At 41.7% G+C, this 26418-nt stretch carries 15 protein-coding genes; 10 read left to right on the top strand and 5 right to left on the bottom strand.

The features are described from left to right. Nucleotides 1–96: 96 nt before the first annotated feature. Both BP74_RS15945 and BP74_RS15940 read left to right on the top strand, forming a co-directional pair. Nucleotides 97–1938 (top strand): glycoside hydrolase family 15 protein, encoded by a 1842-nt coding sequence (locus tag BP74_RS15945; protein WP_496375446.1) that lies wholly within the window; start codon nucleotides 97–99, stop codon nucleotides 1936–1938. After that, nucleotides 1935–3038 carry a glucose 1-dehydrogenase gene (locus BP74_RS15940; protein WP_496375444.1) on the top strand — a complete coding sequence of 368 codons (1104 nt, stop codon included), beginning with the start codon at nucleotides 1935–1937 and terminating at the stop codon, nucleotides 3036–3038. The genes BP74_RS15945 and BP74_RS15940 overlap by 4 nt, the downstream gene beginning before the upstream one ends. 53 nt (nucleotides 3039–3091) lie before the next feature. Here BP74_RS15940 and BP74_RS15935 read toward each other — a convergent pair whose 3' ends face one another. Both BP74_RS15935 and BP74_RS15930 read right to left on the bottom strand, forming a co-directional pair. Beyond that, the gene (locus BP74_RS15935; RefSeq protein WP_496375442.1) at nucleotides 3092–3559 is read right to left on the bottom strand and encodes an SET domain-containing protein; all 468 of its coding nucleotides are present in this window, start codon (nucleotides 3557–3559) and stop codon (nucleotides 3092–3094) included. Between the two features lie 111 nt (nucleotides 3560–3670). Then, entirely contained in the window at nucleotides 3671–5212 is a 1542-nt protein-coding gene (locus BP74_RS15930) for a tetratricopeptide repeat protein (protein WP_496375440.1), read from the bottom strand. A 175-nt stretch (nucleotides 5213–5387) separates the two neighbouring features. Here BP74_RS15930 and BP74_RS15925 point away from each other — a divergent pair, with 175 nt between their 5' ends. The 5 genes from BP74_RS15925 (at nucleotide 5388) to BP74_RS15905 (ending at nucleotide 12379) form a co-directional block, all read left to right on the top strand. Continuing rightward, nucleotides 5388–6560: a 2-isopropylmalate synthase gene (locus BP74_RS15925; RefSeq protein WP_496375438.1), complete on the top strand. Its 1173-nt coding sequence runs from the start codon at nucleotides 5388–5390 to the stop codon at nucleotides 6558–6560. Nucleotides 6561–6565: 5 nt separating this feature from the next. Further along, the gene (gene leuC / locus BP74_RS15920; RefSeq protein ID WP_496375436.1) at nucleotides 6566–7975 is read left to right on the top strand and encodes a 3-isopropylmalate dehydratase large subunit; all 1410 of its coding nucleotides are present in this window, start codon (nucleotides 6566–6568) and stop codon (nucleotides 7973–7975) included. A 24-nt stretch (nucleotides 7976–7999) separates the two neighbouring features. Next, nucleotides 8000–8584, top strand: a complete 585-nt coding sequence (leuD, locus tag BP74_RS15915; protein ID WP_496375434.1) for a 3-isopropylmalate dehydratase small subunit — start codon at nucleotides 8000–8002, stop codon at nucleotides 8582–8584. A gap of 10 nt (nucleotides 8585–8594) precedes the next feature. Beyond that, complete coding sequence (gene leuB, locus BP74_RS15910) at nucleotides 8595–9710, top strand: 3-isopropylmalate dehydrogenase (protein ID WP_496375432.1); 1116 nt, start codon at nucleotides 8595–8597, stop codon at nucleotides 9708–9710. A gap of 98 nt (nucleotides 9711–9808) precedes the next feature. Then, on the top strand, nucleotides 9809–12379 hold the full coding sequence (locus BP74_RS15905; RefSeq protein ID WP_496375430.1) for a phosphoenolpyruvate carboxylase: 2571 nt from the start codon (nucleotides 9809–9811) through the stop codon (nucleotides 12377–12379). Between the two features lie 40 nt (nucleotides 12380–12419). On the opposite strand, the gene BP74_RS15900 is transcribed toward BP74_RS15905, so the two are convergent. After that, on the bottom strand, nucleotides 12420–13901 hold the full coding sequence (locus BP74_RS15900) for a glutamate synthase subunit beta (protein WP_496375428.1): 1482 nt from the start codon (nucleotides 13899–13901) through the stop codon (nucleotides 12420–12422). Nucleotides 13902–13993: 92 nt separating this feature from the next. After that, entirely contained in the window at nucleotides 13994–18517 is a 4524-nt protein-coding gene (gltB, locus tag BP74_RS15895; protein WP_496375426.1) for a glutamate synthase large subunit, read from the bottom strand. Nucleotides 18518–19080: 563 nt separating this feature from the next. On the opposite strand from gltB, the gene BP74_RS15890 reads away from it, so the two are divergent. The 3 genes from BP74_RS15890 to BP74_RS15880 all read left to right on the top strand — a co-directional run bounded on the left by BP74_RS15890 (nucleotide 19081) and on the right by BP74_RS15880 (nucleotide 22518). Continuing rightward, nucleotides 19081–20145, top strand: a complete 1065-nt coding sequence (locus BP74_RS15890) for an outer membrane beta-barrel protein (protein WP_496375424.1) — start codon at nucleotides 19081–19083, stop codon at nucleotides 20143–20145. Nucleotides 20146–20175: 30 nt separating this feature from the next. Next, a complete protein-coding gene (locus BP74_RS15885; protein WP_496375422.1) occupies nucleotides 20176–21558 on the top strand; it encodes an ammonium transporter in 1383 nt (460 codons plus the stop codon). A 153-nt stretch (nucleotides 21559–21711) separates the two neighbouring features. Beyond that, the gene (locus BP74_RS15880; protein ID WP_496375420.1) at nucleotides 21712–22518 is read left to right on the top strand and encodes a hypothetical protein; all 807 of its coding nucleotides are present in this window, start codon (nucleotides 21712–21714) and stop codon (nucleotides 22516–22518) included. Nucleotides 22519–22943: 425 nt separating this feature from the next. Here the strand turns inward: BP74_RS15880 and treS are convergent, their stop codons facing one another. Then, nucleotides 22944–26282: a maltose alpha-D-glucosyltransferase gene (gene treS / locus BP74_RS15875; RefSeq protein ID WP_496375418.1), complete on the bottom strand. Its 3339-nt coding sequence runs from the start codon at nucleotides 26280–26282 to the stop codon at nucleotides 22944–22946. Nucleotides 26283–26418: the final 136 nt, after the last annotated feature.

Raw genomic sequence — 26418 nt, 5'->3', positions numbered from 1 at the left:
GGGGTGCGTTGTCCTTAATTATTGGATTCCTATTATAATTTGATTAGAGTTACCCGAAGAACCTTTGTGGTTGACCCAGGCTGGAATGCCTATTGTATGTGTACATATATGGGATATCAACCTATTGAAAATTATGGAATCGTTGGGGACCTGAACACTATTGCACTGGTAAGTCTTAACGGTTCCATTGATTTTATGTGTTTTCCCGATTTTGATTCTCCCTCGATATTCGCTGCGCTACTGGATGCAGAAAAAGGGGGTCGTTTCATGATCACGCCTGCTTTCCATGAAATGAAGACAAAACAATTGTATGTACCGGATACAAATGTTTTGCTCACGCGCTTTTTATCAAAGGATGGCGTAGGAGAAATCACTGATTTTATGCCGGTGGAAGAATTGTACAGCGGGAAGGAATTGATAAGGCGGGTAACAACGGTTCGCGGGCATGTAAAGTACAAGCTTCATTGCGAGCCCAGGTTTAATTATGCCAGAAGCCCCCATACAATCCTGGTTAGAAATGATAATGAGGTGATTTTTACCAGCAAAGGAGAAGATAAAACTGAATTGCGAATGTTAAGTACGGTCCCCTTACAAATAGAAGGTGACCTGGTTATAGCTGAATTCACATTGGGGCCCAACGAAACCGCTGACTTCTTGCTGGAACATATAGACAAACAGCATGAGGTTAAAAGAGATTTTAAAGATTTTGTTACAGAGAGCCTTTTCCGCACCATGAATTACTGGAAGAATTGGATAGCCCAATCCAATTACAGGGGAAGGTGGATGGAAATAGTGAACCGTTCTGCACTTGTATTAAAATTACTGACATCATTCCGGTATGGATCTATCGTGGCTGCGCCCACCTTCAGTTTGCCAGAAAGTATAGGATTCAAGCGTAATTGGGATTACAGGTTTACATGGATAAGAGATGCATCGTTTACTGTGTATTCCCTGTTGCGTTTGGGTTATACAAAGGAAGCGGGTGCATTTATGAACTGGGTTGAAAAATTGTGTCGTGATATAAAAGGCAAAAACCGCCTGGGCATCATGTACAGCATTGATGGAAACCGCCAGTTGGAAGAAAAGATTCTGGACAACATGGAAGGTTACAGGAAATCCTCCCCGGTTCGCATTGGTAATAATGCCTATGGCCAATTGCAACTGGATATCTATGGTGAATTGATGGACTCCGTTTACCTCTATAATAAATATGGCGAACCCATATCCTATGATTTCTGGAAAGATCTGAGTGAACAAATGGACTGGTTGAGTGAAAACTGGAACCAACCCGATGAAGGTATTTGGGAAGTGAGGGGTGGTAAAAAGAATTTTTTGTATTCACGCCTGTATTGCTGGGTAGCTCTTGACAGGGCCATAAAAATTGCAAGACAACGTTCGTTTCCCATCAATGGAAATTGGAAGAAGGAAAGGGACAAAATTTATAATAGTATTTACAGTGATTTCTGGAGTGATGAATTCAACGCTTTTATGCAATACCCGGGTGCCAACACGGTTGACGCTTCTTCATTATTAATGCCACTGGCAAGGTTCATTAGTCCTAAAGACCCACGCTGGCTTTCTACATTAAAAAGAATAGAAGAGGAACTGGTTTCAGATTCGCTTGTTTACAGGTACAGGCCTGAATTGGCTGCCCCTGATGGCCTTATCAGTCATGAAGGTACTTTTTCCATGTGTACCTTCTGGTATGTGGAATGCCTTTCAAGGTCCGGGCAATTAGAAAAAGCAAGGTTTTACTTTGAAAAGATGCTGGGATATGCCAATCACCTTGGTTTGTATTCAGAACAACTGGGCTTTGAAGGAGAGCACCTTGGAAATTTTCCGCAGGCATTCACCCATCTTGGTTTGATCAGTGCGGCTTATAATCTGAATAGCCAATTAAATGACAGCAGGAATAAAAATGTAAACTCCAATTTATGAAAGCCATAGCACTAGTACCGGGAACGACCGAGGTTTCATTGGTAGACATCAATGAGCCTACAATAAATTCACCTCACGATGTCAAATTAAAGGTATGGGAAGTCGGCATTTGTAGTACAGACAGGGAAGAAGTTTCCGGCGGAAGAGCTGAAACTCCAAAAGGGGAAAGATCATTGGTGATTGGTCATGAAATGTTTGGCCAGGTATCTGAAACCGGTAGCGCTGTAACAAAGGTAAAAAAGGGGGATTATGGGGTATTGATGGTAAGAAGAGGTTGCGGTGCATGCGAAGCCTGCAGAAATGGAAGAAGTGATATGTGCTATACAGGCAACTATACGGAAAGAGGTATCAAGGCTGCCAATGGCTTCCAGTCAGAATATGTTGTGGACGAGGAACAATACCTGGTGAAAGTGCCTGCAGACATGAAAGAGATAGGTGTTTTAACAGAGCCCATGTCTGTAGCTTCCAAAGCAATAGATGAATCTTTACAGATTCAGCAGGCCAGGTTGGGATCATTCAGTAAAAATAAAAACTGGCTGCAGGGAAAGAAAGCATTGGTGGCAGGCCTGGGCCCCATTGGGTTAATGGCTGCTTTTGCGCTGCGCCTTAGGGGAGCCGAAGTCATAGGATTGGATATAGTGGATGAAGACTCCCTGCGTTCTGTATTACTCAGGCAAATCGGTGGACAATATATTGATGGAAGAAAGGTGCAGGTAGTGGATATTGATGCTACATATGGAGAGGCTGATTTTATTTTTGAAGCCACGGGTATAGCCAACCTGCAATTGCAATTGATAGATGCCCTGGCAGTAAATGGTATCTATGTAGCTACCGGCATCCCGGGGGGCAACAGGCCATTGAACCTGCCGGTGGGTAACCTTATGAAGCAATTGGTGTTGAAGAACCAGGTAGTATTGGGAAGCGTTAATGCCAGCATCCAACACTATCAGATGGCAATTGAAGATCTGCAGGCCAGTCTTCAAAAATGGCCATCAGCCATAAAGGCTGTCATAACCGACAGGATACCATACACAGATTTTTTGAAGGCATTAAAGCATCCGTCCGAAGAAGAAATAAAAGTGGTGGTTGACTGGAAGTAAACGCTTTTTATTTTTCAGGATAAAGCTTTTCATTAAGCCATTACAATAATGGTTCAGGCTCTTTTTGCTTTGACCAGGGTTTTGGTATTCTTTTGTTTATCCTGCTTTTGTTTATCCCGCTTCAGGTTTTCCCTTACAACATCCCAATATTCCTTACCATAATCAACAAAGATTTCTGCACCGGCCGGAATATCTTTTACAGATTCAATATAGGCTTTAAGGCCATCATTGACATACGTGCAATTATTGGTGATGCCTTTAACTCTTACAATGCCCCGGGCATCATTGGCATAGCGGGCCAATGCTTTCAATGTTTTTTGTGCATCGATCACATGGTTGTTATTGATGGTATAGATGTAACCGTTGCCACTATCATTTTTTACCTCCTTCCATGTAGTGATCCGGCCCTTGTATTCAACGATCCTTGTTCCTTTGGGAATGAATTCAGTGGTAAATAATCCTTTTCCTGAATTGGGTATGGTAGATTCTTTTACTTCCAGCTGTTTTTCAAGTAATGCCATGGAACAAATTGTATTTTTTTAAAGGGCGTGAAGATAAGGAGCAATAGGATGACCAGCCAGACAAATTTTTTGTTTGGCCGGGAGTAGTATTAGTGTAATGTTCCAAAATTATCAGGCTGAATGGGTATGATGCCTGCTTTGTACAATATACTCCACGGGCTTACGCCGTATCTTGCTTTCAAGCCATGAAACAATATCAAGGTATTGATAAGAACGCCTTGCATATTTGCTTTCAGAAATGTTTTCGAGTTTGTCTTTTAATTCTGTGAAGCTCTGTATCAGGTCTTTTGGCCGTGAAGTGAGTGACCGGCGCAGGAAACGCAGTATCTGCAGCTGCACTTCATCCAGGCTGTCCATTTTAGAAAGAAAACGATACACCGATTTGATCAGGTGTTCAAGTATATCGGTATTGCCCAATTCGTAATGAGCTATTAAATGCAACAGCCTGGCAAAACATTGTATGTCTGTGCGTAAATGTCCCACCTTCAGGTTAATGATCTTATTGAGATATAAGACACAGTTTTCATTGTCGCCGGCCCCAAAATAGAGGCATGCAATTTTGAAATGAAAGATCATGATGCGATGGGTATCTATATATCGCTGGTATTCCTTGAGTCCCTTCTCTATTTCCGGAATGACCTTAAGACCTTTTGTGAACGTACCAGTAAGAAAATGATAATTGATCCTGGCTGTATAGAGATATATAAATGTCTGAATTTCCAGGTTCTGATGTTGCCCGGCTTCCTGGTACACTTCCTCCAATCTTTCGATCTCCTGTTTCAACCTGTCTTCCTTTCCTATAATAAACAATGCATTCAATAAATTGTGCAGGGCTTTGACATAGAGCAAAGGATCTTCTTCCTTCACCTTGGGGTGATGTATGAACAGGTTGACCCATTTTTGTGCATGTGCAAAATAGGAGGGAAAATCAAGCTGTATATAATAATACCAGCAATAGGACTGGTGCAGGTATGCTTTTCCAAAAAAACTTACCTGGTCGTATTGGATGTCCTGGAGCCTGGATTTAAAAAACTTTTCAAGAGCCTTGCTTTCCTTTTCATTTTTAATATGGCCTTTTTCAAGGTACAGTCCATACATACGAAGAGCCAGTGATGAAAGCTGGGCTACTTCGTCCACCTGCTTAATAATATATTCCGTTTCCTTTTCCAGGTCTTCGGCACGCCCCTTAATACTCCGGGTGATATGCCTGGCTTCAATATTCTTTTCAAACTGCAGTATTTCCAGGGTCAATATAAAATGGCTGTTTGCCTTAGCCACCTGTTTGGCCTTTTCAAGGATCTTTAAGCTTTGAGTGACCAGCCCCCGGTTATACAGGATGCGGGCAAAGTCTATTTGCTCCCTGATCTGTATCTCGCCAAATTTACCGCTGTGGCAAAGCCTCAACGCCGTTAATAATTCCTTGTATAAATGCGCCTTCAGGTTGGAAAGCTGCGATGGCTTGATGGAAGGTTCTTTTTTCAGTATCTGCTTTTCGTCATAGGCATTCATTTTTTCCATGACGGTAAAAAGCTTCATGTATTTACTAATGTTCTCGGAATGCTGTTGAGCTATATATAATGAAAAATAGCGTTTTTCCGTTTTGGTAAGGGATTGGATCAGCGTAAAGAGTGCGTCGTTTTGTTGATTGGGCATCGTATCAGGAATTTTATCAAAGTCAATGCTGTAAAGTGTTTCAGCTTAAAATCGGACTGTATTGAAGCCGGAAAACCCTTAAAAGATGGTAGCCTGTAAAGGGTGTAGACCGTCTATTTTCGGGGTTATAATACAATAGGTTTCTTTTATTCAAAAATACATACATCATTTTTGTATGCCTTCAGAAAAAATTTACATATTCGATACCACCCTTCGTGACGGAGAACAGGTGCCTGGCTGTAAGTTAAATACTGGTGAAAAAGTAGAACTTGCCCTGGAACTGGAAAGCCTTGGTGTTGATATCATAGAGGCAGGATTTCCCATATCAAGTCCGGGGGATTTTGAATCTGTATCGCAGATTTCCAAAACTATTAAGGAGGCTGTGATCTGTGGTCTTAGCCGGGCGGTTCAAAAAGATATTGAAGTAGCCGCGCAGGCACTCCGGTATGCCCGCAGGGGAAGGATACATACAGGAATTGGGACCTCTGATTACCATATAAAAAGCAAGTTCAATTCTACAAGGGAAGCCATACTGGAGAGGGCGGTACAATGTGTAAAATGGGCCCGCAATTTCACTGATGATGTAGAATTTTATGCTGAAGATGCAGGAAGAACTGATAATGAATACCTGGCCAGGGTAATAGAGGCGGTTATAGCCGCAGGTGCTACCACAGTAAATATCCCGGATACCACAGGCTATTGCCTTCCACAGCAATATGGTGATAAGATTGCCTACCTGGTCAATCATGTGAGCAATATTGACAGGGCTGTCATATCCTGTCATTGCCATAATGATCTTGGACTGGCAACAGCCAATTCTATTTCGGGTGTCATAAGCGGTGCCAGGCAGATAGAATGTACGATCAACGGTTTGGGCGAACGAGCAGGGAATACGTCGCTGGAAGAAGTTGTGATGATCCTGAAGCAGCATAAAGACCTGGATCTGTATACTGATATCAATACAAAGCAATTGAATCCTTTAAGCAGGAAGGTCTCCGATACGATGCGCATGCCGGTTCAGCCTAATAAGGCTATTGTAGGTGCCAATGCATTTTCTCATTCCTCTGGCATTCACCAGGATGGATTTCTGAAAGATGCACAGACATATGAGATCATTAACCCTGAAGAAGTAGGTGCTGAAGAAAGTAAGATCATTTTAACGGCCAGGAGTGGGCGTAGTGCCCTGGCACATAGGTTTCAGAAACTTGGGTTTCAATATACCCGCGATGATATAGATATATTGTATCCGGCCTTTTTGAAACTGGCAGATTCTAAAAAAGAGGTCAGAGAAGAAGACCTTGCCCATTTGGCCAGGGAATATCAACCTGAAGTACAAAGAGTAGCATAATAAATATGGGAAAAACACTGTTTGAAAAAATCTGGGATAGTCATGTAGTTCGCACTGTGAAAGATGGCCCGGATGTATTATATATTGACAAGCATTTTATTCATGAAGTAACCAGTCCGCAGGCTTTTACAGGGCTTGCCAAAAGAGGATTGGAATTGTTTCGTCCTGCAAAGGTTGTGGCTACTGCTGATCATAATGTACCGACTAAAGATCAACATCTTCCCATTAAGGATCGTTTATCCCGTTTGCAGGTCGACCAGCTAATTGAGAATTGTAAAAACTTTGGCGTAGAGTTATATGGCCTTGGACATCCTTTCCAGGGCATTGTCCATGTTATAGGTCCTGAATTAGGCATTACGCAGCCAGGTATGACCATTGTTTGTGGAGACAGCCATACATCTACACATGGTGCTTTTGGTTCCATTGCATTTGGCATAGGAACCAGTGAAGTGGAAATGGTCTTTGCCTCTCAATGCCTTTTGCAAAACCGGCCTAAGGTTATGCGGATCAATATTGAAGGTACCCTGAATAAGGGTGTGGTTTCAAAGGATATCATCCTGTATATTATCTCTAAAATATCAGCCAGCGGGGCCACGGGTTATTTTGTTGAATTTGCTGGATCGGCTATCCGGTCCCTGTCTATGGAATCACGAATGACCATTTGTAATATGAGCATAGAAATGGGGGCCAGGGGAGGAATGATTGCTCCTGATGAAACAACTTTTTCTTATATTAAAGGAAGGCATTTTGCACCTAAAGGAGATGAGTGGGAACAGCAACTGCTTCAATGGAAAGAGTTGTTCACTGATGAAGATGCCCGTTTTGACAATGAGATATGTATCAATGCTGAAGACATCGAACCGATGATCACCTATGGAACCAACCCGGGACTTGGCATAGCCATCAATGCGTTGATACCGGCCATTGAATCTATTCCGGAAGAAGGTGAAAGAAAAAATATTATAAAGGCCCTGGAATATATGGGACTTGAAGCAGGCAAGACCCTGAAAGGCATGCCTGTTCAAAATGTATTTATTGGCAGTTGTACCAACTCGCGTATCGAGGACCTGCGGCTTGTGGCCAGCGTGGTTAAAGGAAGAAAGAAAAACGCAAATGTTAAGGTGATGATTGTTCCTGGATCGCAGCAAGTAGCTGCTCAGGCAAAGGAAGAAGGACTGAACCGCATTTTCGAGGAAGCAGGTTTTGAAGTGCGCCAGGCAGGCTGTAGCGCATGCCTTGGTATGAACGAGGATAAGATCCCTGCAGGTGAATATTGCATATCTACAAGCAACCGCAATTTTGAAGGTCGCCAGGGGGCAGGTGCCCGCACCTTATTGGCAAGTCCTTTAACAGCAGCTGCAGCAGCCATAACAGGTGTAGTAACGGATATTCGTGAATTGATGGAGATACAATAATCTCCCTGGCAAAAACAGATTATAATGGAACCAATCAAGATCATACATAGCAGTTTTGTGCCGCTGGCGATGGAAAACATCGATACAGACCAGATCATTCCTGCACGATTTTTAAAAGCAACTACCAGGGAAGGATTTGGAAAGAACTTATTTCGCGACTGGAGGTATGAAAACGGTGATGAAACAAAACCGGTAAAAGAATTTGCGCTTAATCAACCGCAGTTTAAAGGGGAAATTTTGGTTGCTGGTAAAAATTTCGGATGTGGGTCTTCCAGGGAGCACGCAGCCTGGGCTATCAGGGATCATGGATTCAGGGTTGTAGTAAGCAGTTTTTTTGCTGACATTTTTAAGAATAATGCATTAAATAACGGGGTATTACCTATACAGGTTAGTGAATCGTTCCTGCAGGAGATTTTTAAACAGGGTCCCGATGCGTTATTGACCATCAACCTGGAAGAGCAATCCATCACGATCGATACTACAGGACAAATGGAGATCTTCCAGATCAACCATTATAAGAAAACATGCCTGCTTAATGGATACGATGATATTGATTTCCTTTTAAGTATCAAAGACGACATAGAAAAATACGAACAACAACATTCTTAAACGGTAGGTTATGGAAAAGAAGATCGCAGTTATTCTTGGAGATGGAATAGGACCAGAAGTTACACAGCAATCCATTAAGGTTTTGAATTGCATTGCAAAGCAATTTGGTCATCATTTTATATATAACTATGGACTGATGGGCGCTGATGCCATAGATAAAACGGGGAGTGCCCTGCCGGAAGACACTATAAAGACCTGCCTTGAAAGTGACGCAGTATTATTCGGGGCAATTGGTCATCCGAAGTATGATAATGATCCTACAGCAAAAGTGCGTCCTGAACAAGGTTTGCTGCAATTAAGAAAAACCCTGCAGTTATTTGCCAATATCCGCCCCATAAGCACTTACGCATCACTGGAACATTTGTCGCCCTTAAAAAGCCAGCGACTGGAAGGCGTTGATTTTATTATTTACAGGGAACTTACCGGGGGAATCTATTTTGGTAAAAAAGAAGTGAATGCCGATTACACAGAAGCTTCTGACCTATGTAGCTATTCCCGTCATGAAATCGAAAGGATTGCGCACCTGGCATTCCAGTCTGCCGAACAAAGAAGAAATAAACTAACCCTGGTTGATAAAGCGAATGTGTTGGAAACATCAAGGTTATGGAGAAAGGTTGTCCAGGAGATTGCCAAAGAATACCCCGATGTGGTTGTTGACTATCTTTTTGTTGACAATGCAGCGATGCAGATCATTGTAAATCCAGGTCAGTTCGATGTGATACTGACAGAAAACATGTTTGGTGATATCATCAGTGATGAAGCAAGTGTGATCAGTGGTTCGCTGGGATTACTTCCATCAGCATCCATAGGTACTTCATCGGCACTATTTGAACCCATACACGGATCTTATCCCCAGGCAGCAGGAAAGGATATTGCCAATCCTGTAGGTTCCATATTATCAGCGGCAATGATGCTTGATCATTTTAAACTGTACGAGGAAGCCAACCTGGTTCGCTCGGCCGTGGACTGGACATTGAATTCCAAATTCGTAACTAAGGACATTGACCCGGTAAATTATTATTTTACCTCAACCATTGGTGATCTTGTCTGCGACTATGTTACAGAGAAAATTCCCTCTGATATCAACCTGTCAAATATTGAACTGAGAAAATCCACTCTTATATAGGGTTTTAATTGCAAGGCCTGCTTATCAACCAGGCCAGTAACGGACCCATTCTATTTAAACGGGAAGCTTGCTATTGTTTTTTGTTTAAATTTATTGGTATGGACCATCTTTCAGTAAGGGCATTAGAGAATTTCAGGAATCATGTTGGTATTAAATTTCAGTTATACAATAGCCTTTTTACATCACTTCCCTTTCACAGGATTGAAAAAACAGGCATTCTATTATCTCTTTTCTTAAACCATGCAGAAGAACAGTTTAAGAAAAAGCAAAGTCCCAGCTTCATTGTTGAAGATTTCTTTGAACGTTTTACTACAATAAAAACGCAACAGGAAAAAACAGACCTTCTTTTTCGCTTTGTGCAATATGCCGAAAGGCAGGTAGTTTTATTTGATGCGCTTGAAGATGCTGCATTTAAAGAAACCCACGATGTTGTAGGAATTGGTACGCTTAAGCACCTGGAGACTGAAGTAATTCAGCAGGGTAAACAGGAGGAATTGCTCAGGACCCTGAAAGACTTTGCTGTTTCAGTGGTGCTCACTGCGCATCCTACTCAATTTTATCCCGGTCCTGTACTGGCCATTATTAATGATCTGGCCAAAGCTTTAAAAGATAATAATGCAGGTCTTATCAATATGTACCTGCAGCAGTTGGGAAAAACTCCTTTATTTAAGAAACATAAGCCTACTCCTTACGATGAAGCCATAAGCCTGGTTTGGTACCTGGAAAATGTTTTCTATAATGCCGTGGGAAGGATCATCTATTACCTGAAAGATCATTTTGCAGATGTGGATCTTAATGAAAATCCTGTTATTAAAATGGGCTTCTGGCCGGGCGGAGACAGGGATGGTAATCCAAACGTTACCACCGACATTACTTTACGTGTTGCCGAAGCGCTTCGTTCGAGTATTATAAAATGTTATTACCTCGACGTCAGGAGACTAAAGCGCCGGTTGACCTTTAAGGGAGTAGATACAATTCTGGCAGATCTTGAATCTAAATTATACCGCAACATCTTCATTCCCGGGGAAAGGACAGACCTTACCCGTGCAGAAATATTGCAATCATTATATGAGATCAGGGAAATCATTGTCCACCAGCACAATGGATTGTTTTTGCACCTCCTGGATAATTTTATCAATAAAGTCCAGGTGTTCGGGTTGCATTTTGCCTCCCTGGATATAAGACAGGATAGTTCTGTTCATAACCAGGTGCTGGAGGCCATAGCAGAAAAAACTGATCAGCTACCTTCCGGTTATCCTCAACTGGATATTGATGGTAAGATGTCTGTTCTTACTACTATTCAATCTGCAATAGATGTAAATGTATTTGAGGATATAGTTAAAGACACATTACTCTCCATAGAGGCCATTAAAACAATTCAGCAATTCAATGGGCCTGAGGGTTGTGATCGTTATATTATCAGCCAATGTAACAGTGCTTTAAATGTATTGGAGGTGTATGGTTTGTTTTTGCTTTCAGGCTGGAAAAAGAATGATATTCCTATAGATATTGTCCCTTTGTTTGAAACCATAGAAGACCTTAAGAATGCACCAAAGGTTATGCGGTCGTTGTACGAAAATCCAACTTATTGTGATCATTTGTCACAACGTAACAAAACGCAAACCATCATGGTTGGTTTTTCTGATGGCACTAAAGATGGGGGTTACCTGATGGCCAACTGGAGCATTTATAAGGCCAAGGAGGAACTTACAGCGGTATCTAAAGAATATGGGATCAATGTCATATTCTTTGATGGCAGGGGTGGACCTCCGGCCCGGGGTGGTGGAAAGACCCACAAATTTTATGCGTCTATGGGAAGCAGCATATCCTCCAGGGAAATTCAGCTGACCATTCAGGGACAGACTGTAAGTTCCAACTTCGGGACTGTTGATTCTGCACAATTTAATATTGAGCAGTTGCTGAACGCCGGCATATCCAATGATGTTTTTGCAGAATCTCAAAAAAATCTAACGCCCCAGCAGGAGCAAGTCATTGAAGAAGTAGCCAATTATAGTTTTGAAAGCTATAAGCAATTGAAAGAGCATCCCTATTTCCTGGATTACCTGTCACAGGTCAGTCCATTGAATTTTTACAGTGAAACAAACATCAGCAGCCGCCCATCAAAAAGAGGAAAATCTTACAGGCTTTCTCTTAAGGATCTTAGGGCTATTCCATTTGTAGGTGCATGGAGCCAAATGAAACAAAATGTCCCGGGTTTCTATGGACTTGGTACTGCCCTGGAAAAAATGGATAAAGAGGGAAAGTTTGACGAGGTCAGGAAAATTTACCAGCAATCTCCGTATGTTAAAACACTTATTGATAACTGTGAGATGGCCATGAAAAAGAATTTCTTTCCTCTTACTGCCTATCTTTCTGAACACCCACAGTATGGAGAGATCTGGAATATTATTTACGAGGAATTTGAACGTACTAACAGGTATCTTTTAAAGCTATCCGGTCAAAGTGAGTTAATGAGTAATTATCCTGTAGAGCAGCTATCTATTCAGATGCGGGAAAAGATCGTATTGCCACTGACCACCATACAGCAATATGCGCTGACAAGGATGCGGGAAGCGCAACAGTTAAGTGCAGAGGAAAAAGAAATATTGGAACGCCTGGTGGTCAGAAGTTCATTTGGAATCATCAATGCAGGGAGAAATTCTGTATAGGAAAAATGCCCTGTGAGGATCACAGGGCATTTAATATGTTTCAGTATTGAACCTGCCGGGAGAGAAAACTCTGGTCTTTTGTTTCAAGGGATGAAGAACCCATAAGAAACTCATCTACTTTGCGGGCACATTCCCTTCCTTCACTGATGGCCCATACTACTAGTGATTGACCCCGTCTCATATCTCCTGCAGAAAATATTTTGGAAATATTGGTTTGGTAGGATGTTTCTGAAGCTTTCACATTGCCTCTTTCATCCAGGTCTACACTCAGTTCCTGGATCAAGCCCTGGTGTTGCGGATGAACAAATCCCATGGCTAATAAAGCCAATTCACAGGGCAGCTCTCTTTCCGTTCCTGCTACCTCACTAAAGCCTGCTGTTTTACCGTCAGCAGTTAATTTCCATTCCAGGTTTACCACTTTCAACCCTTTCAGGTTACCCTTGTCATCACCAATGAATTCTTTGGTAGCAATAGCCCAATGCCTGTCGGCACCTTCTTCATGCGAAGATGTCACCTTTAAGATCATAGGATAAGTGGGCCAGGGCATGAATGGCGTTCTTTCCGATGCAGGTTTAGGCAGTAATTCAAATTGAGTCACCGTTTCAGCGCCCTGCCTGTTAGACGTTCCAATACAATCACTTCCCGTGTCGCCACCTCCAATTACAATTACGTTCTTGCCGTTTGCCAGAATGTCTTCTCCTTCAACTGCATGCTGGCTTACCCGCTTATTTTGTTGTTTGAGAAAATCCATGGCAAAGTGCACTCCTTTGAGATCTCTTCCTGGGATGTCAAGATTTCTCGGGATAGTTGATCCCCCGGCGAGAACGACGGCCTGGTATTCTCTTAAAATATCATTGATGCGAATGTTGACTCCCACATTGGCATTGCATTTAAACAGAATTCCTTCCTGCTCCAAAATAGATATGCGTCTTTCAACTACCCATTTCTCTAATTTGAAATCAGGGATCCCATATCTTAATAGGCCACCTGGTTCATCATCTCTTTCAAAAACAGTAACAGTATGGCCAGCATAATTCAGTTGGGCTGCAGCTGCCAGGCCTGCGGGCCCGGAACCAATGACTGCCACTTTTTTGCCAGTCTGGAATGCTGGTTTGTTGGGTTTAACCAGGCCTTTATCAAAAGCTATTTCAATGATATGCTTTTCTATTTCTTCAATAGTTATGGCTGGCTGGTTAATGCCTAGTACGCAGGAACTTTCACAAGGGGCGGGGCAAATACGCCCGGTGAATTCAGGGAAATTATTGGTAAAAGTGAGTAATTCATAAGCTTCTTCCCAGTTTCCACGATATACCGCATCATTGAATTCGGGAATGAAATTCCCTAAAGGGCAACCGTTATGGCAAAAAGGAACACCGCAATTCATGCACCGTGCTGATTGCTCATGAAGCTTTTGTTCACTATAGCGTTGAACAAATTCATTGTAATCATGAATCCTTTCCTGGACTGGTCTTTTCTCCGGAAGTTCACGTGTAAATTCTAAAAACCCTGTTGTTTTGCCCATGAAATAATGTTTTTGTTTGACAGATGTTACACTATTCAATATTCATATAGCAGCAATCGTTAGCTCTCAAATAGCAGCAAAAGCAAGCGTCCTTAAGCGATGTTTTTCTGAAGCTCTCTTCGTAGGTCAGCCTGCAGAACTTTTTTGTAATCCTTAGGAAAAACTTTAATGAAGTTCCTAAGCTGGTTGTCAAAATCATCCAGGATAAATTTGGCAACCGTACTTCCCGTATACCTGTAGTGGTCAGTAATCATTTGTTTTATTTCATCTATGTCAGCATCTTCTACCGGGTCAAGGTCAACCATTTCTTTATTGCACATCAGGTCAAAATTGCCTTTAGCATTATATACATAGGCAATACCACCACTCATTCCAGCGGCAAAATTTCGTCCTGTTTCTCCCAGGATCACCACTCTTCCCCCGGTCATGTATTCACAGCCATGATCACCAATGCTTTCAACCACTGCATTGACTCCAGAATTGCGTACGCAAAAACGTTCACCTGCTTTGCCCCGGATAAAGGCATTCCCTGAAGTAGCACCGTAAAAAGCCACATTGCCGATGATGATGTTCTCCTCGGGAGAAAAGGTGGATTGGAGATGAGGATACACAACCAGTCTCGCTCCGGATAACCCCTTGCCAAAATAATCATTGGCATCACCTTCCAGTTCAAGTGTAAGACCGTTTGTGCCAAAAGCTCCAAAGCTTTGTCCTGCAGTACCTGTAAATTTAAAATGAACAGTATCATCGGGTAATCCTGCTGACCTGAACTTTTTGGATATTTCGTTGGATAATAAAGTGCCCACCGTGCGGTCAGTATTGAGTATCCTGAACGCTGCCGATATAATTTGATTATTCTCCAATGCCGGTTTTGCAGCTTCCAGTAATTTCCAATCCAGGATGGTTTCCAAACCATGGTCCTGTTCTTCCTGCTTGTACAAACCGGTATATAAGGAAAGTGGTTCTTTAAAAAGGACAGGTGAAAGGTCAAGCTTGCTGTACTTCCAGTGTTTGATATCAGGACGGGCTTCGAGGCTATCCACCTGGCCTACCATTTCATTAATGGTCCTGAATCCTAATTCAGCCATTATTTCGCGCAGTTCTTCTGTTATGAACCTGAAAAAATTTACTACATGATCAGCATCACCACTAAAACGTTTCCTTAATTCTCCATCCTGTGTGGCAATGCCTACAGGACAAGTATTCAGGTGGCATTTTCGCATCATGATGCAACCTTCAACAATCAGTGCAGCAGTGGCTATTCCCCATTCTTCAGCTCCCAGCAAAGTGGCAATGGCTATATCTTTTCCTGTTCTTAACTGTCCATCAGATTGAACGACCACACGGCTTCTTAATTTATTTTTAACCAGTGTCTGGTGTGTTTCTGCTAATCCCAGTTCCCAGGGCAGGCCTGCATGTTTAATGGAACTGATAGGAGATGCCCCGGTTCCTCCATCATGACCCGCTATCAATATTACATCAGCCTTTGCTTTAGCTACACCTGCAGCAATAGTTCCCACACCTGCTTTGGAAACCAGTTTCACGCTGATCCTGGCCTCCCGGTTAGCATTCTTCAGGTCAAAAATCAACTGTGCAAGGTCTTCGATGGAATATATATCATGGTGGGGAGGTGGAGAAATTAAACCCACACCAGGCGTTGAGTGCCTGACCTTCCCAATCCATTCATCCACTTTATGTCCAGGTAATTGTCCGCCCTCTCCGGGTTTAGCACCCTGTGCCATTTTGATCTGCAACTCATCTGCCATTGATAAGTAGTAGCTGGTCACGCCAAACCTTGCAGATGCTACCTGTTTGATGGCTGATCTCATGGAATCTCCGTTTGCCAATGGCTCATACCGGATCTCATCTTCCCCACCTTCACCCGTATTGCTTTTTGCTCCAATGCGATTCATGGCAATGGCAAGGGTGGAATGGGCTTCATGAGAGATAGATCCAAAGCTCATGGCGCCTGTAGCAAACCTTTTGAAAATGTTTTCTGCGGGTTCAACTTCATCAATGGAAATAGCCTGACGGTTTCTTTTAAACTGGAACAGGCTTCTTAACGTGCAGGCCCGTTGGGACTGGTCATTTACAAGCTTTGAATATTTTTTAAATGTTGTATAATCATTCATTTTGGTGGCATACTGCAACAAATGAATGGTTTGTGGATTGAACAGGTGAAACTCACCTTTACGTTTCCATTCATAGATACCACCTATGGGTAAGCGCTCTATGGGTTGTGTTTTTTTAGTGAATGCAAAATGGTGTTTGGCCAAAGCTTCTTTAGCTATTTCGTCAATACCCATCCCTTCAATTCTTGAAGTGGCGCCTGTGAAATATTGATCCACTACTGATCTGTTCAATCCTATGATCTCAAAGATCTGGGCGCCCTGGTAAGATTGAAGCGTCGAGATGCCCATCTTGGAAAACACTTTCAATAAACCATCATTGACAGCCTTGATGTAATTTTTTGTCAGCTGCTTTACATCGTGACCATGCCCCAGCTTTTTAGATTCATTAAGATCATTGATAGTAGATAATGCCAGGTATGGGTTAATGGCAGTGGCACCAAAGCCGATCAGGCAGGCAAAATGGTGCACTTCCCATACATCACCTGCTTCTATTACCAAACCAACCTGTCCACGAAGACCTTTGCGTATAAGGTGGTGGTGTACGGCAGCTGTAGCCAGGAGTGAGGGAATGGGTGCATGCTCAGAATCAATAGCCCGGTCAGAAATGATCAGTACTTCAAACCCGTCTTCTACGGCATCAGTGGCGTAACGGCACAGGCGATCCAAACCTCTTTTCAGTGAACCGTTCCGGCCATCGGCACGGAAATAGGATTGCAATGTCTTTGCCTGGAAGATACCTGTATCTATACTCCGTAGCGTCTCCATTTCATGGTTGGAAAGTACGGGTTGTTTTAAGGCTACACTATGGCAGGACAGGGGATCTTCGTTTAATAAATTACCGTTGTTACCAACAAAGGTTGCCAGGGACATCACCATTCTTTCCCGTATGGGATCAATAGGAGGGTTGGTGACCTGTGCAAACAACTGTTTGAAATAGCTGCTCAGGTGTTGTGGCTGATCACTTAAAATAGCCAATGGTACATCAGATCCCATCGATCCCAGTGGTTCTTTACCATCAAGCGCCATAGGGCCGATGATCGTGTCAAGATCTTCTGCTGAATAACCGAAAGCTTTCTGGTATTTAAAAACCTGTTCATGGTGCAGATCGGTAAACTGTACGCGGGGTTCAGGTAATTCTTCCAGCCTGATCTTATATTTATTCAACCAGTCTCCATATGGTTTCTGGGAGCAAATGGTTTGTTTTAATTCGTCATCACTTATGATTCTTCCCTGTTCAAGGTCGACCACAAACATTTTTCCTGGCTGTAGTCTTCCTTTTTCAATGATCATTGAAGGATCAACAGGAAGTACACCTGTTTCTGATGCCATGATTACCCTATCGTCTGAGGTAACACAATACCTTGAAGGCCTGAGACCGTTTCTGTCAAGTGTGGCGCCAATGATCTTTCCGTTGGTAAAGGAAATGGATGCAGGGCCATCCCAGGGTTCCATAAAGGAAGCATGAAATTCATAGAAGGCTTTTTTGGCCGGGTCCATGAGCTCATTATCATCCCAGGCCTCCGGAATCAGCATCATCATCACATGTGGCAGCGAACGGCCGCATAGGGTCAACAGTTCGATCATATTGTCGAGGCAGGCTGAATCTGACTGACCTTCAGTAATGATCGGTAACAGCATATCCATCTCCTCTTTGGTAAAATAGGGAGAAGTAAAGTTTCTCTCGCTTGTCTTGAGCCAGTTCAGGTTGCCCTGCAAGGTGTTGATCTCCCCGTTGTGGGCTATAAAACGAAAAGGTTGGGCCAGCTTCCAGGAAGGGAAGGTGTTGGTAGCAAAGCGGGAGTGAACCAGTCCGAAGGCTGAAACCATTCTTTTGTTTTTCAGATCAGGGAAATATTCCCTTACCTGTTTACTGGTAAGCTGTCCTTTATATACAATTGTTTTATACGAAAGAGAAGCAATATAAAAACCAACCGCATCTCGCTTTACAGTATTATTAATTGTATGGGAGGCATAGTTGCGTAATAAAAAAAGCTTGCGTTCGAAATCTTCTGGATTGGTAATGTGGTCAGGACAGGTAACGATCACATGTTCCATTTCTGGTTCTACACTTAAGGCAGTAAAACCTATTGTATCCGGATCAACAGGAACTTTCCTGTAGGCAAGCACTTCCAGCGATAATTTTTCTGCACAGCGATTAAAGATATCCCTGCATTCCTCCTTCAGCCGGATGTCCTTAGGAAAAAACAGCACACCTACACCATATTTTCCGAAGGCTGGTAAATGAACGCCCAATTTGCTGCACTCATCAAAAAAGAATTCATGAGGCACCTGTATCATTATGCCGGCGCCATCACCTGTGTTATGTTCGCAACCACAGGCACCCCTGTGTTCCATATTTTCCAGGATTGTCAGGGCATCTGAAACGATCTGGTGAGATTTGGAGCTTTTTATATTGGCAACAAAACCAATTCCGCAGGAATCATGTTCAAAAGAGGGAGAATAAAGACCTGTGTTGCTTACCATATCTAATTACTTTAAGGCGTTAACTGTTGAATAATTGATAGCAAGCGAACCTTACGAATATACTAATTCAGATCAGAGTAAAGTCTCCGTTCCTTCCCATTATTTTCAGGATTTACGGTTTCTAAGCCATATAGATATATTAAGGGAATTGCTAGGATACTTGCATTGGAATTACATTATTTTTATAAATATGTAATTATTTATCCTATGGAATAATAAAAAATCCTTTCATTTACCTTAATAATAATGATTTCACTCAAATATTACTGAGCAATACTCAGGATTGTAAACATAAAATACACATGATGATAAATAATATTTGAAATAAATGGTGGTGTTTCCTATTTTTAGAAAAGTAAAGGATACGAAAGCAGGGATAATTCGGGCTGATTATAGAAAAAATTACGGTTTGTAAAAGTTTACAGAAAAATCTGATTCTGTGATTTCCACGGAGAATGCAGAAAGGAAAGAAATAAACAAAAGGTATTGCTTGCAACTATTTAAGCTTCTGGAACAAGCTTAGGGCAGGCAATACCTTCTTTTTTAACTTAAATACCATCACAATGTTACGAAAAATTATCTCTTCAGGCCTTGCGGTTTCAGCCCTAAATATGGCGTTCGCACAGGATTCTTTAACCAAACCTACTCTTGCTATTTCAGGTTCTGCCGATGTTTATTACAAGTATGATTTTGGAAAATCCAAATCCAATAATCTTACTTCTTTCACCAATTCCCACAACAGTTTTGAACCAGGTATGGCCAGCGTAAAGTTAGATTACAAAACAACCAAGGTTGAATTGGTAACTGACCTGGGGTTTGGAAAGAGAGCAAAGGAATTTTCGTATACGGATGATGGTATATCTGCAGCTGTTAAGCAGCTATATATAAGTTATACGCCTGCAAGCTGGTTAAAACTTACTGCTGGTAGCTGGTCAACACATGTTGGATATGAAGTTCTGGATGCCTACCTGAATCGTAACTATAGTATGTCCTATATGTTTACCAATGGTCCATTTTCACATACAGGGGTAAAAGCTGAAGCGAATTATGGTCCACATGGATTAATGATAGGCCTGGCCAATCCTACGGATTACAAATATGTGCCGGATGGCTTCATCAATAAAAAAGCTTTTATAGCCCAATATAGTTTTGCACCAACCGATCTTTTCAAAGCTTACTTTAACTATGTAAGCAGTGAGAATATAGATACCACCAAATCAAAACAATATGATGTAGTACTTACCAGCAAGCTCTCTGATCAATTTAGCCTTGCTTTTAATGGAACTTACAACAACACCAGTGTTTACCTTGGAAACAAGGAATATGATAATAACAAGAACTGGTGGGGCTCTGCATTGTACCTGAATTTTGATGCTTCTTCTCATTTTGGTCTTACGCTAAGAGAGGAATATTTCAGTGATAAAGATGGTTTGAAAGTATATAGTTCTTCACCGGTAGGCGGAACGGTCATAGCCAGTACTTTATCAGCCAACTTCAAGGTAGACAACTTCATATTCATTCCTGAGTTCCGCATTGATAAGGCAAGTGAATTCCTGTTCACTGATAAAAACAGCAAGCCTACCAAAACAGCTTCCAATATTTTATTTGGCGCTGTATATCAATTCTAAATGAATCATTCACCAATAAATATTAAATCAATGAAAAAACTGAATTTAAAATCTTCTGCTCCTTTTCTTGTTTTGGCCTGTATAGCATTAGCGGCCTTGTTCGTGCCATCCCTGCCCAATTTTGATAAGGGGCAATATAACAGTGCAGATACAGCGTGGATACTGGTTGCCACCGCGCTTGTTTTTCTTATGACGCCCGGGCTTGCCTTTTTCTATGGCGGCATGGTAAACCGTAAAAATGTACTCTCTACCATGATGAAGAGTATTGTTGCTGCAGGCGTTGTTGGCGTTTTATGGATCGTGGTAGGTTACAGTTTGTGTTTTGGAAAATCCATTGGTGGTTTTATCGGAAGTCCTATGACACATCTTTTTTATAAAGATGTAGCTTCCGGCGCTCCATGGAGCCTGGCCACCACAATACCTAAGCCCTTATTTTCCATGTTCCAGTTGATGTTTGCTATCATCACCCCGGGGCTAGTGGTTGGAGCTATAGCAGAAAGAATGCGTTTTACGGCCTATGTTTTATTTACTGTACTTTTTAGTTTATTGGTGTATGCACCTTTGGCGCATTGGAGCTGGCATCCTGATGGATTTTTATTCAAGATGGGAGCACTGGATTTTGCCGGTGGAACTGTGGTGCATATTTCAGCAGGATGTGCTGCACTTGCAGGAGCCCTTGTATTAAAAAGGAGACAATCTCATATTGAGCAAAAAGAAAATGTGCCTGCCAATATACCTTATGTATTGATCGGAACAGGCCTCCTGTGGTTTGGATGGTTTGGTTTTAATGCCGGATCCGCATTAGGCGCCAATGCACTGGCGGTTTCTGCCTTCTCCACTACCAATACAGCCGCAGCTGCTGCAGGCTTGTCATGGATGTTCTTCGACATTATGAGAGGTAAAAAACCTTCCGTTGTTGGCTTTTGTGTAGGTGCTGTTGTAGGACTGGTTGCCATTACGCCTGCTGCCGGTTTCGTAGCGATTCCGCAAAGTATTTTTATAGGTGTTGTGGCTGCCGTTATCTCTAACCTGGCCGTACATTTTAAATCCAAATCAGCCGTTGATGATACGCTTGATGTATTCCCCTGCCACGGTATTGGTGGAATGGTGGGAATGTTGATGACAGGTATTTTTGCCACTACTGCAGTGAATGCAGCTGGTGCCAATGGATGGGCAAATGGTAATTTCTCCTTTTTCCTTACACAGGCAAAAGCCATGGCCATAGCAGTGACCTATAGTTTTACCGTGTCATTCCTAATATTTAAATTAATTAACTTCTTCGTGCCCATCAGGGTAAGTGGAAAAGAAGAAGAAGAAGGGCTTGATTCTACCCAGCATAATGAAAAATATGTACAGGGTACCCTGTTGGTTGCTACAAGAGAAGGTTTGGTGGAAGAAGAAATTGGTAACTAGATCTAAGTTTCCCATATTCATTTTCATTGATAAGAAAAGCCAGGTTGATCCTGGCTTTTCTATTTTTTTCTATCAACGTATTATGGTTTCATTCATTAACCCGTTCACATAACTTTATGAATCCACCGCAGGAAATAGTAGTAAATTCCTTTTGTGAAACGAAGCCTGTTCATAATATTCCTTTTAGTTTATTCTTTCGCGGGCATCAAAGCACAAAATATCAATGGCTTTTGGAAAGGAACCCTTACGATGGCTGGCGGATGTTTCCCAATAAATAATATTGAACTGCAAATCACCAATTCCGGAACAGAAGTAACAGGCGATTCTTACCACTACATGGATATCGATAATTATGTAAAAAAGAATTTCAAAGGTTCCTATTCCTCCGAAGAAAAAAAGATAGTTATCCAGGAAGGAGAGGTGACCACTTTTAAAATAAGGCCAGAGTGCCGGGTTTGCATTAAAAAATACGAACTGGTATACAGAAGGGAAGGGAAAATGGAAACACTTACAGGTGGTTGGACAGGCGTAATCCTGGGTACAAATATCAGTTGCGAGGATGGTTCCATCGTACTGACAAGGATCAAGGAATCTGCATTTAAAGAGATTCCCGAGGTTGCAGTGGATACGGGTATGCTAAAGTTGGATTTTTATGATAATAATGAAATAGATGGAGATTCGATCACTGTACTGGTCAATGGACATATGATACTTTCCCATCAAAAATTAACAGCTCGTCCCATAACTGCTACCGTAATGATCGACATGCAACATAAATTCCAGGAAGTAGAAATGATCGCTGAAAACCAGGGTTCAATTCCCCCCAACACTGCATTGCTGATTGTAACTGCAGGAGAGCACCGTTACCAATTATTTTTATCATCCACGGAAGTAAAAAGTGCTAAGGTTCGTTTTGTTTACGATAGTTCCAAGAGGGGAAAACTGAATGGAACACTTTGACTAATTATGGAATATTGACTTATCGGTTTCGCTGGTTTTCGTAGATCTACGTTTCTTGCTTAAGTAATCACACTATCATTCCTGCATGTTTTAAGTAAAAACCATAATGAAAAATTCAGGCAAAAGTTCCATTGTTTGATAAAGCGGACTGAGCTAGTTTTGTGTCAGAAGTTGATTGATACATATCAATCCATCCAATGTCCAGAAAACTGAACTATCCAAGTCCTGAAAAACCAAAACTAAAATCCAATATCAGTCAACTTCTTTCCTTATCCTTTTTGAACAACCATTGATCTGAATATCCTTTGAAGCCCGTTTAAGTCCAATCCTAATCCTGATCCAAACCTTTGAAAACCCAGGCGTCCAATGAATGATCAACCGTACATATTATCAAGACTGTCCGCCTGAAAATATTAGTCCCCGTGTTAAGCCACGGGGATTTTTTTTATTACTTCAGGGTACATTATTGCTTCGATCATTTGTAAGGGTATCATTATATATTCAGGCCTGTGACTAACCTCAAAATTGAGGTCATTGATCGCACCTTCTAAAAGATAGGTCCTGAGTAAAATTTCAAGATCGGATGAAGTACCAGGAACAAATCCATAGCCATTACTTTTCTCCAGGTAAGCTTTTAAAAAGAAACCGCTCATATAATGTGACCATATGGTGGCGTAAGGCAATAAAGATTCTATTTCATCTTTATGAAGCTGGTTACTATTGAGGAATGCCTTATGCGCAACATAGTAAAATGACCTGATCATAGAGGCAATATCCCTGAAAGCAGATCGCTTTAATCTTCTTTCACTATAGTTTCGATGGGGATTCCCACCAAAATCATGAATAGCAATATCTTTTCCTGTAAACAGTATCTGCTGCAGGTGCAAGTTGCCATGTATGCGAATTTTGGTAGCATCTATTTTCTTACTATAGATCAGTTTTAAAATATCAAGCAATGCATCTTTTTTCTTTTCAATGTCAAGGAGTTGGTTCCTGGTTTTTCCTGATGTTGCTGGCAATGCTTTCCTGATATTCTGAAAGGTTTCTCTAACAATGGATTGCATGGAAGAAAACAATGATCGCTGGTAATGAAGTGAAAATTCTTCCGGGATAAAATCCTTGTCATTCCCCGATGCCAAAGCTATATGCATCATAGCTATGCGTTTTCCCAATAACTGGCTTTGCTCTGAAGCCGGCCCACCTAATAAAGTTTGCAAATCCTGCGGCAACTGATCATAGGCCAGCGGATCTGTTAATGTGGACAATCGATCCGGTAATTCCCTGTTAAAATGATTTTTAGCCAGTATCCTTTCAATATAATTATTCAATCGTTCTGTCATATAACTTCGGCCGTCACCATGGTTCTCTACCATTTCCTGCATTTGTCCTACAACAAATGATCTTTTTCCTGTCAGCCATTCCAATTTGCCCAGGTAAGAAGGCGTATAGGTGAAGCCTGTTCTTTTAGTAAGGAATTGGGATAGCTCTATATCAGGGTTGATATCATTATCCACCTTCCTGTACAATTTTAAAAAGAACCTGTTATCAAATGCAATAGATGTGTTCTTTTGATGACCTGCATGAACCCTTGATTTGATTTCGGTTTCTCCGGCAAAGTTTTTTAGATCTTCTTCCGCATTAAACCGGATCATGTAATTATCAAGCCTGGCAGTACTATTATCCTTTAAATTTTTAAATATCCAGTGTTGCAATTCGGGGGTATAAAAAGCATCGCATAGTAATCCGCTTTCATTACCTGCTTTTATATACGCAATGACAGATTCCATACAATTTTCCCTTATCGTTTTGACCAATGGTTCTTTTACAAAAGTTAGGGGAAGGATATAATTTTCAGGCAAACCATTTTCATAGTTTACTTCCATCAGTAACAAATACGTATCACTAATTTCCAATTGTATCCTGCTATGCTCGGTAATTGAAATATCGTGAATGCTCCTTTCTTTACCTACAAACCAGTTTGCTTTTTGTAAATAACCAGGCAATACATTTTTTTCCAATTCTGTTAAGAAGGATTTGCTCACGACCTCGCTGAAGGATCCCAAAGAATATTCGTACAAATGTTCTCCTTTATTTGAAGTTTCAAAAGCAGGTTGTAATTCAAACCAAAGAAAAGAGTGGGGGCCTAATGTAAAAAAGTAAGGTGCATCTTCCTTGACTGAGGGGAAACGATTTTTACTGAAAACTTCCACTGGTACATAACCAGAAAAATCGTGTAGTGGTATTTCAGTTGATTGGGAATATTTTGATAGGTTCACTACAATAAGCAAGGTCTCATTTTGGTAGGTCCTGGTAAATGCCAGTATTTTTGGATTATCTACATTAAGAAATTTCATATCGCCCCTTCCAAACGCCTTGTAATTTTTTCGGAGTGTTATGATACGCTTCATGTACCAGAATAATGAAGACGTGTTCCGGCGCTGCAGTTCCACATTCACTGCTTCATAATTATATTCCGGATCTATAATTACGGGCAGGTATAGGCTATGGGGGTTGGCTGCTGAAAATCCGGCATTTCGGTCTGGAGACCATTGCATGGGCGTGCGTACCCCATTACGATCCCCCAAGTAAAAATTATCTCCCATTCCAATTTCGTCGCCATAATAAATTACCGGGGTTCCTGGCATGGAGAAGAGCAGGGAGTTCATCAGCTCTATTTTCCTGCGGTCATTATCCATTAACGGTGCCAGGCGATGCCTGATGCCGAGGTTGATCCTGGCCTTGGGATCTTTAGCATATACTTTATACATATAATCCCTTTCTTCATCCGTCACCATTTCAAGGGTTAACTCATCATGGTTACGGAGGAACATGGCCCATTGACAGGTTTCAGGTATAGATGGAGTCTGGTCAAAAATATCGGTGATAGGATACCTGTCTTCTCTTTGTAATGCCATGAACATACGCGGCATCACGGGAAAATGATAATTCATATGGCACTCATCACCATTTCCAAAATAAGAGGCAGAATCTTCAGGCCACATATTGGCTTCGGCAAGGAAAACCGTCCCCGGGAATTTTTCATCAATATGAGCACGCAGTTTTTTTAAAAAAGCATGTGTTTCCGGCAGGTTCTCTCCATTTGTGCCTTCCCTTTCAAAGAGATAGGGCACGGCATCCAGCCTGAATCCATCCACGCCCATTTCACACCAATAGTCCAGGATATCAAAGATCTCTTTTTGTACCAGCGGGTTATCATAATTCAGATCGGGCTGGTGGTGAAAGAAACGGTGCCAGAAATATTGTTGGGCTACCGGGTCCCAGGTCCAGTTTGAAGTTTCAAAATCCTGGAAGATGATGCGAACATCTTTATATTGATCAGGTTCATCCGTCCAGACATAAAATTCTCTTTCCGGTGAACCTTTTGGGGCTGTCCGGGCTCTTTGAAACCAGGGATGCTGGTCGGATGTGTGGTTGATGACCAACTCAGTGATCACTTTAAGCTGCCGCTTATGGGCTTCATCAAGGAACCGTTGGAATTGTTCAATGGTACCATAAGTGCTGTTAATGGTATAGTAATCAGCGATGTCGTAACCATCATCTTTTAAAGGAGAGGGGTAGAAAGGCAGCAGCCACACAGCCGTGATACCCAGTTCCTGTAAATAATCCAGTTTATTCAGCAACCCTTCAAAATCGCCAATACCATCTCCATTGCTGTCACTGAAAGCTTTTATATGAAGTTCATATATGATGGCATCTTTATACCAATGTATATTATCATCAAGTACCGTTTCTGGATGGGACATAATACCACTCAATTTTGCCTTTACCTCACAAATTAATGTGCCATAACTCACTTCATGGATGGCTTTTAATTCTTATTCATTAAAAAAATATCTGAGAAGTGTGCAGAACTTCAATTGCATTCTTTGAAGAGGATTT

The organism is Flavisolibacter ginsengiterrae DSM 18136, from assembly GCF_059568575.1.
Note: the sequence above shows the minus strand (reverse complement) of the source record. Positions and strands in the feature narration are given on the sequence as shown.

Excerpts from the sequence above, each read along its gene's own strand:
- BP74_RS15890 (WP_496375424.1), top strand. The coding sequence starts at position 19,081 with ATGTTACGAAAAATTATCTCTTCAGGCCTTGCGGTTTCAGCCCTAAAT.
- treS (WP_496375418.1), bottom strand. The coding sequence starts at position 26,282 with ATGTCCCATCCAGAAACGGTACTTGATGATAATATACATTGGTATAAA.
- leuD (WP_496375434.1), top strand. The coding sequence starts at position 8,000 with ATGGAACCAATCAAGATCATACATAGCAGTTTTGTGCCGCTGGCGATG.
- BP74_RS15885 (WP_496375422.1), top strand. The coding sequence starts at position 20,176 with ATGAAAAAACTGAATTTAAAATCTTCTGCTCCTTTTCTTGTTTTGGCC.
- BP74_RS15900 (WP_496375428.1), bottom strand. The coding sequence starts at position 13,901 with ATGGGCAAAACAACAGGGTTTTTAGAATTTACACGTGAACTTCCGGAG.
- BP74_RS15930 (WP_496375440.1), bottom strand. The coding sequence starts at position 5,212 with ATGCCCAATCAACAAAACGACGCACTCTTTACGCTGATCCAATCCCTT.
- BP74_RS15940 (WP_496375444.1), top strand. The coding sequence starts at position 1,935 with ATGAAAGCCATAGCACTAGTACCGGGAACGACCGAGGTTTCATTGGTA.
- gltB (WP_496375426.1), bottom strand. The coding sequence starts at position 18,517 with ATGGTAAGCAACACAGGTCTTTATTCTCCCTCTTTTGAACATGATTCC.
- leuB (WP_496375432.1), top strand. The coding sequence starts at position 8,595 with ATGGAAAAGAAGATCGCAGTTATTCTTGGAGATGGAATAGGACCAGAA.
- BP74_RS15945 (WP_496375446.1), top strand. The coding sequence starts at position 97 with ATGTGTACATATATGGGATATCAACCTATTGAAAATTATGGAATCGTT.
- BP74_RS15905 (WP_496375430.1), top strand. The coding sequence starts at position 9,809 with ATGGACCATCTTTCAGTAAGGGCATTAGAGAATTTCAGGAATCATGTT.
- BP74_RS15925 (WP_496375438.1), top strand. The coding sequence starts at position 5,388 with ATGCCTTCAGAAAAAATTTACATATTCGATACCACCCTTCGTGACGGA.
- BP74_RS15935 (WP_496375442.1), bottom strand. The coding sequence starts at position 3,559 with ATGGCATTACTTGAAAAACAGCTGGAAGTAAAAGAATCTACCATACCC.
- leuC (WP_496375436.1), top strand. The coding sequence starts at position 6,566 with ATGGGAAAAACACTGTTTGAAAAAATCTGGGATAGTCATGTAGTTCGC.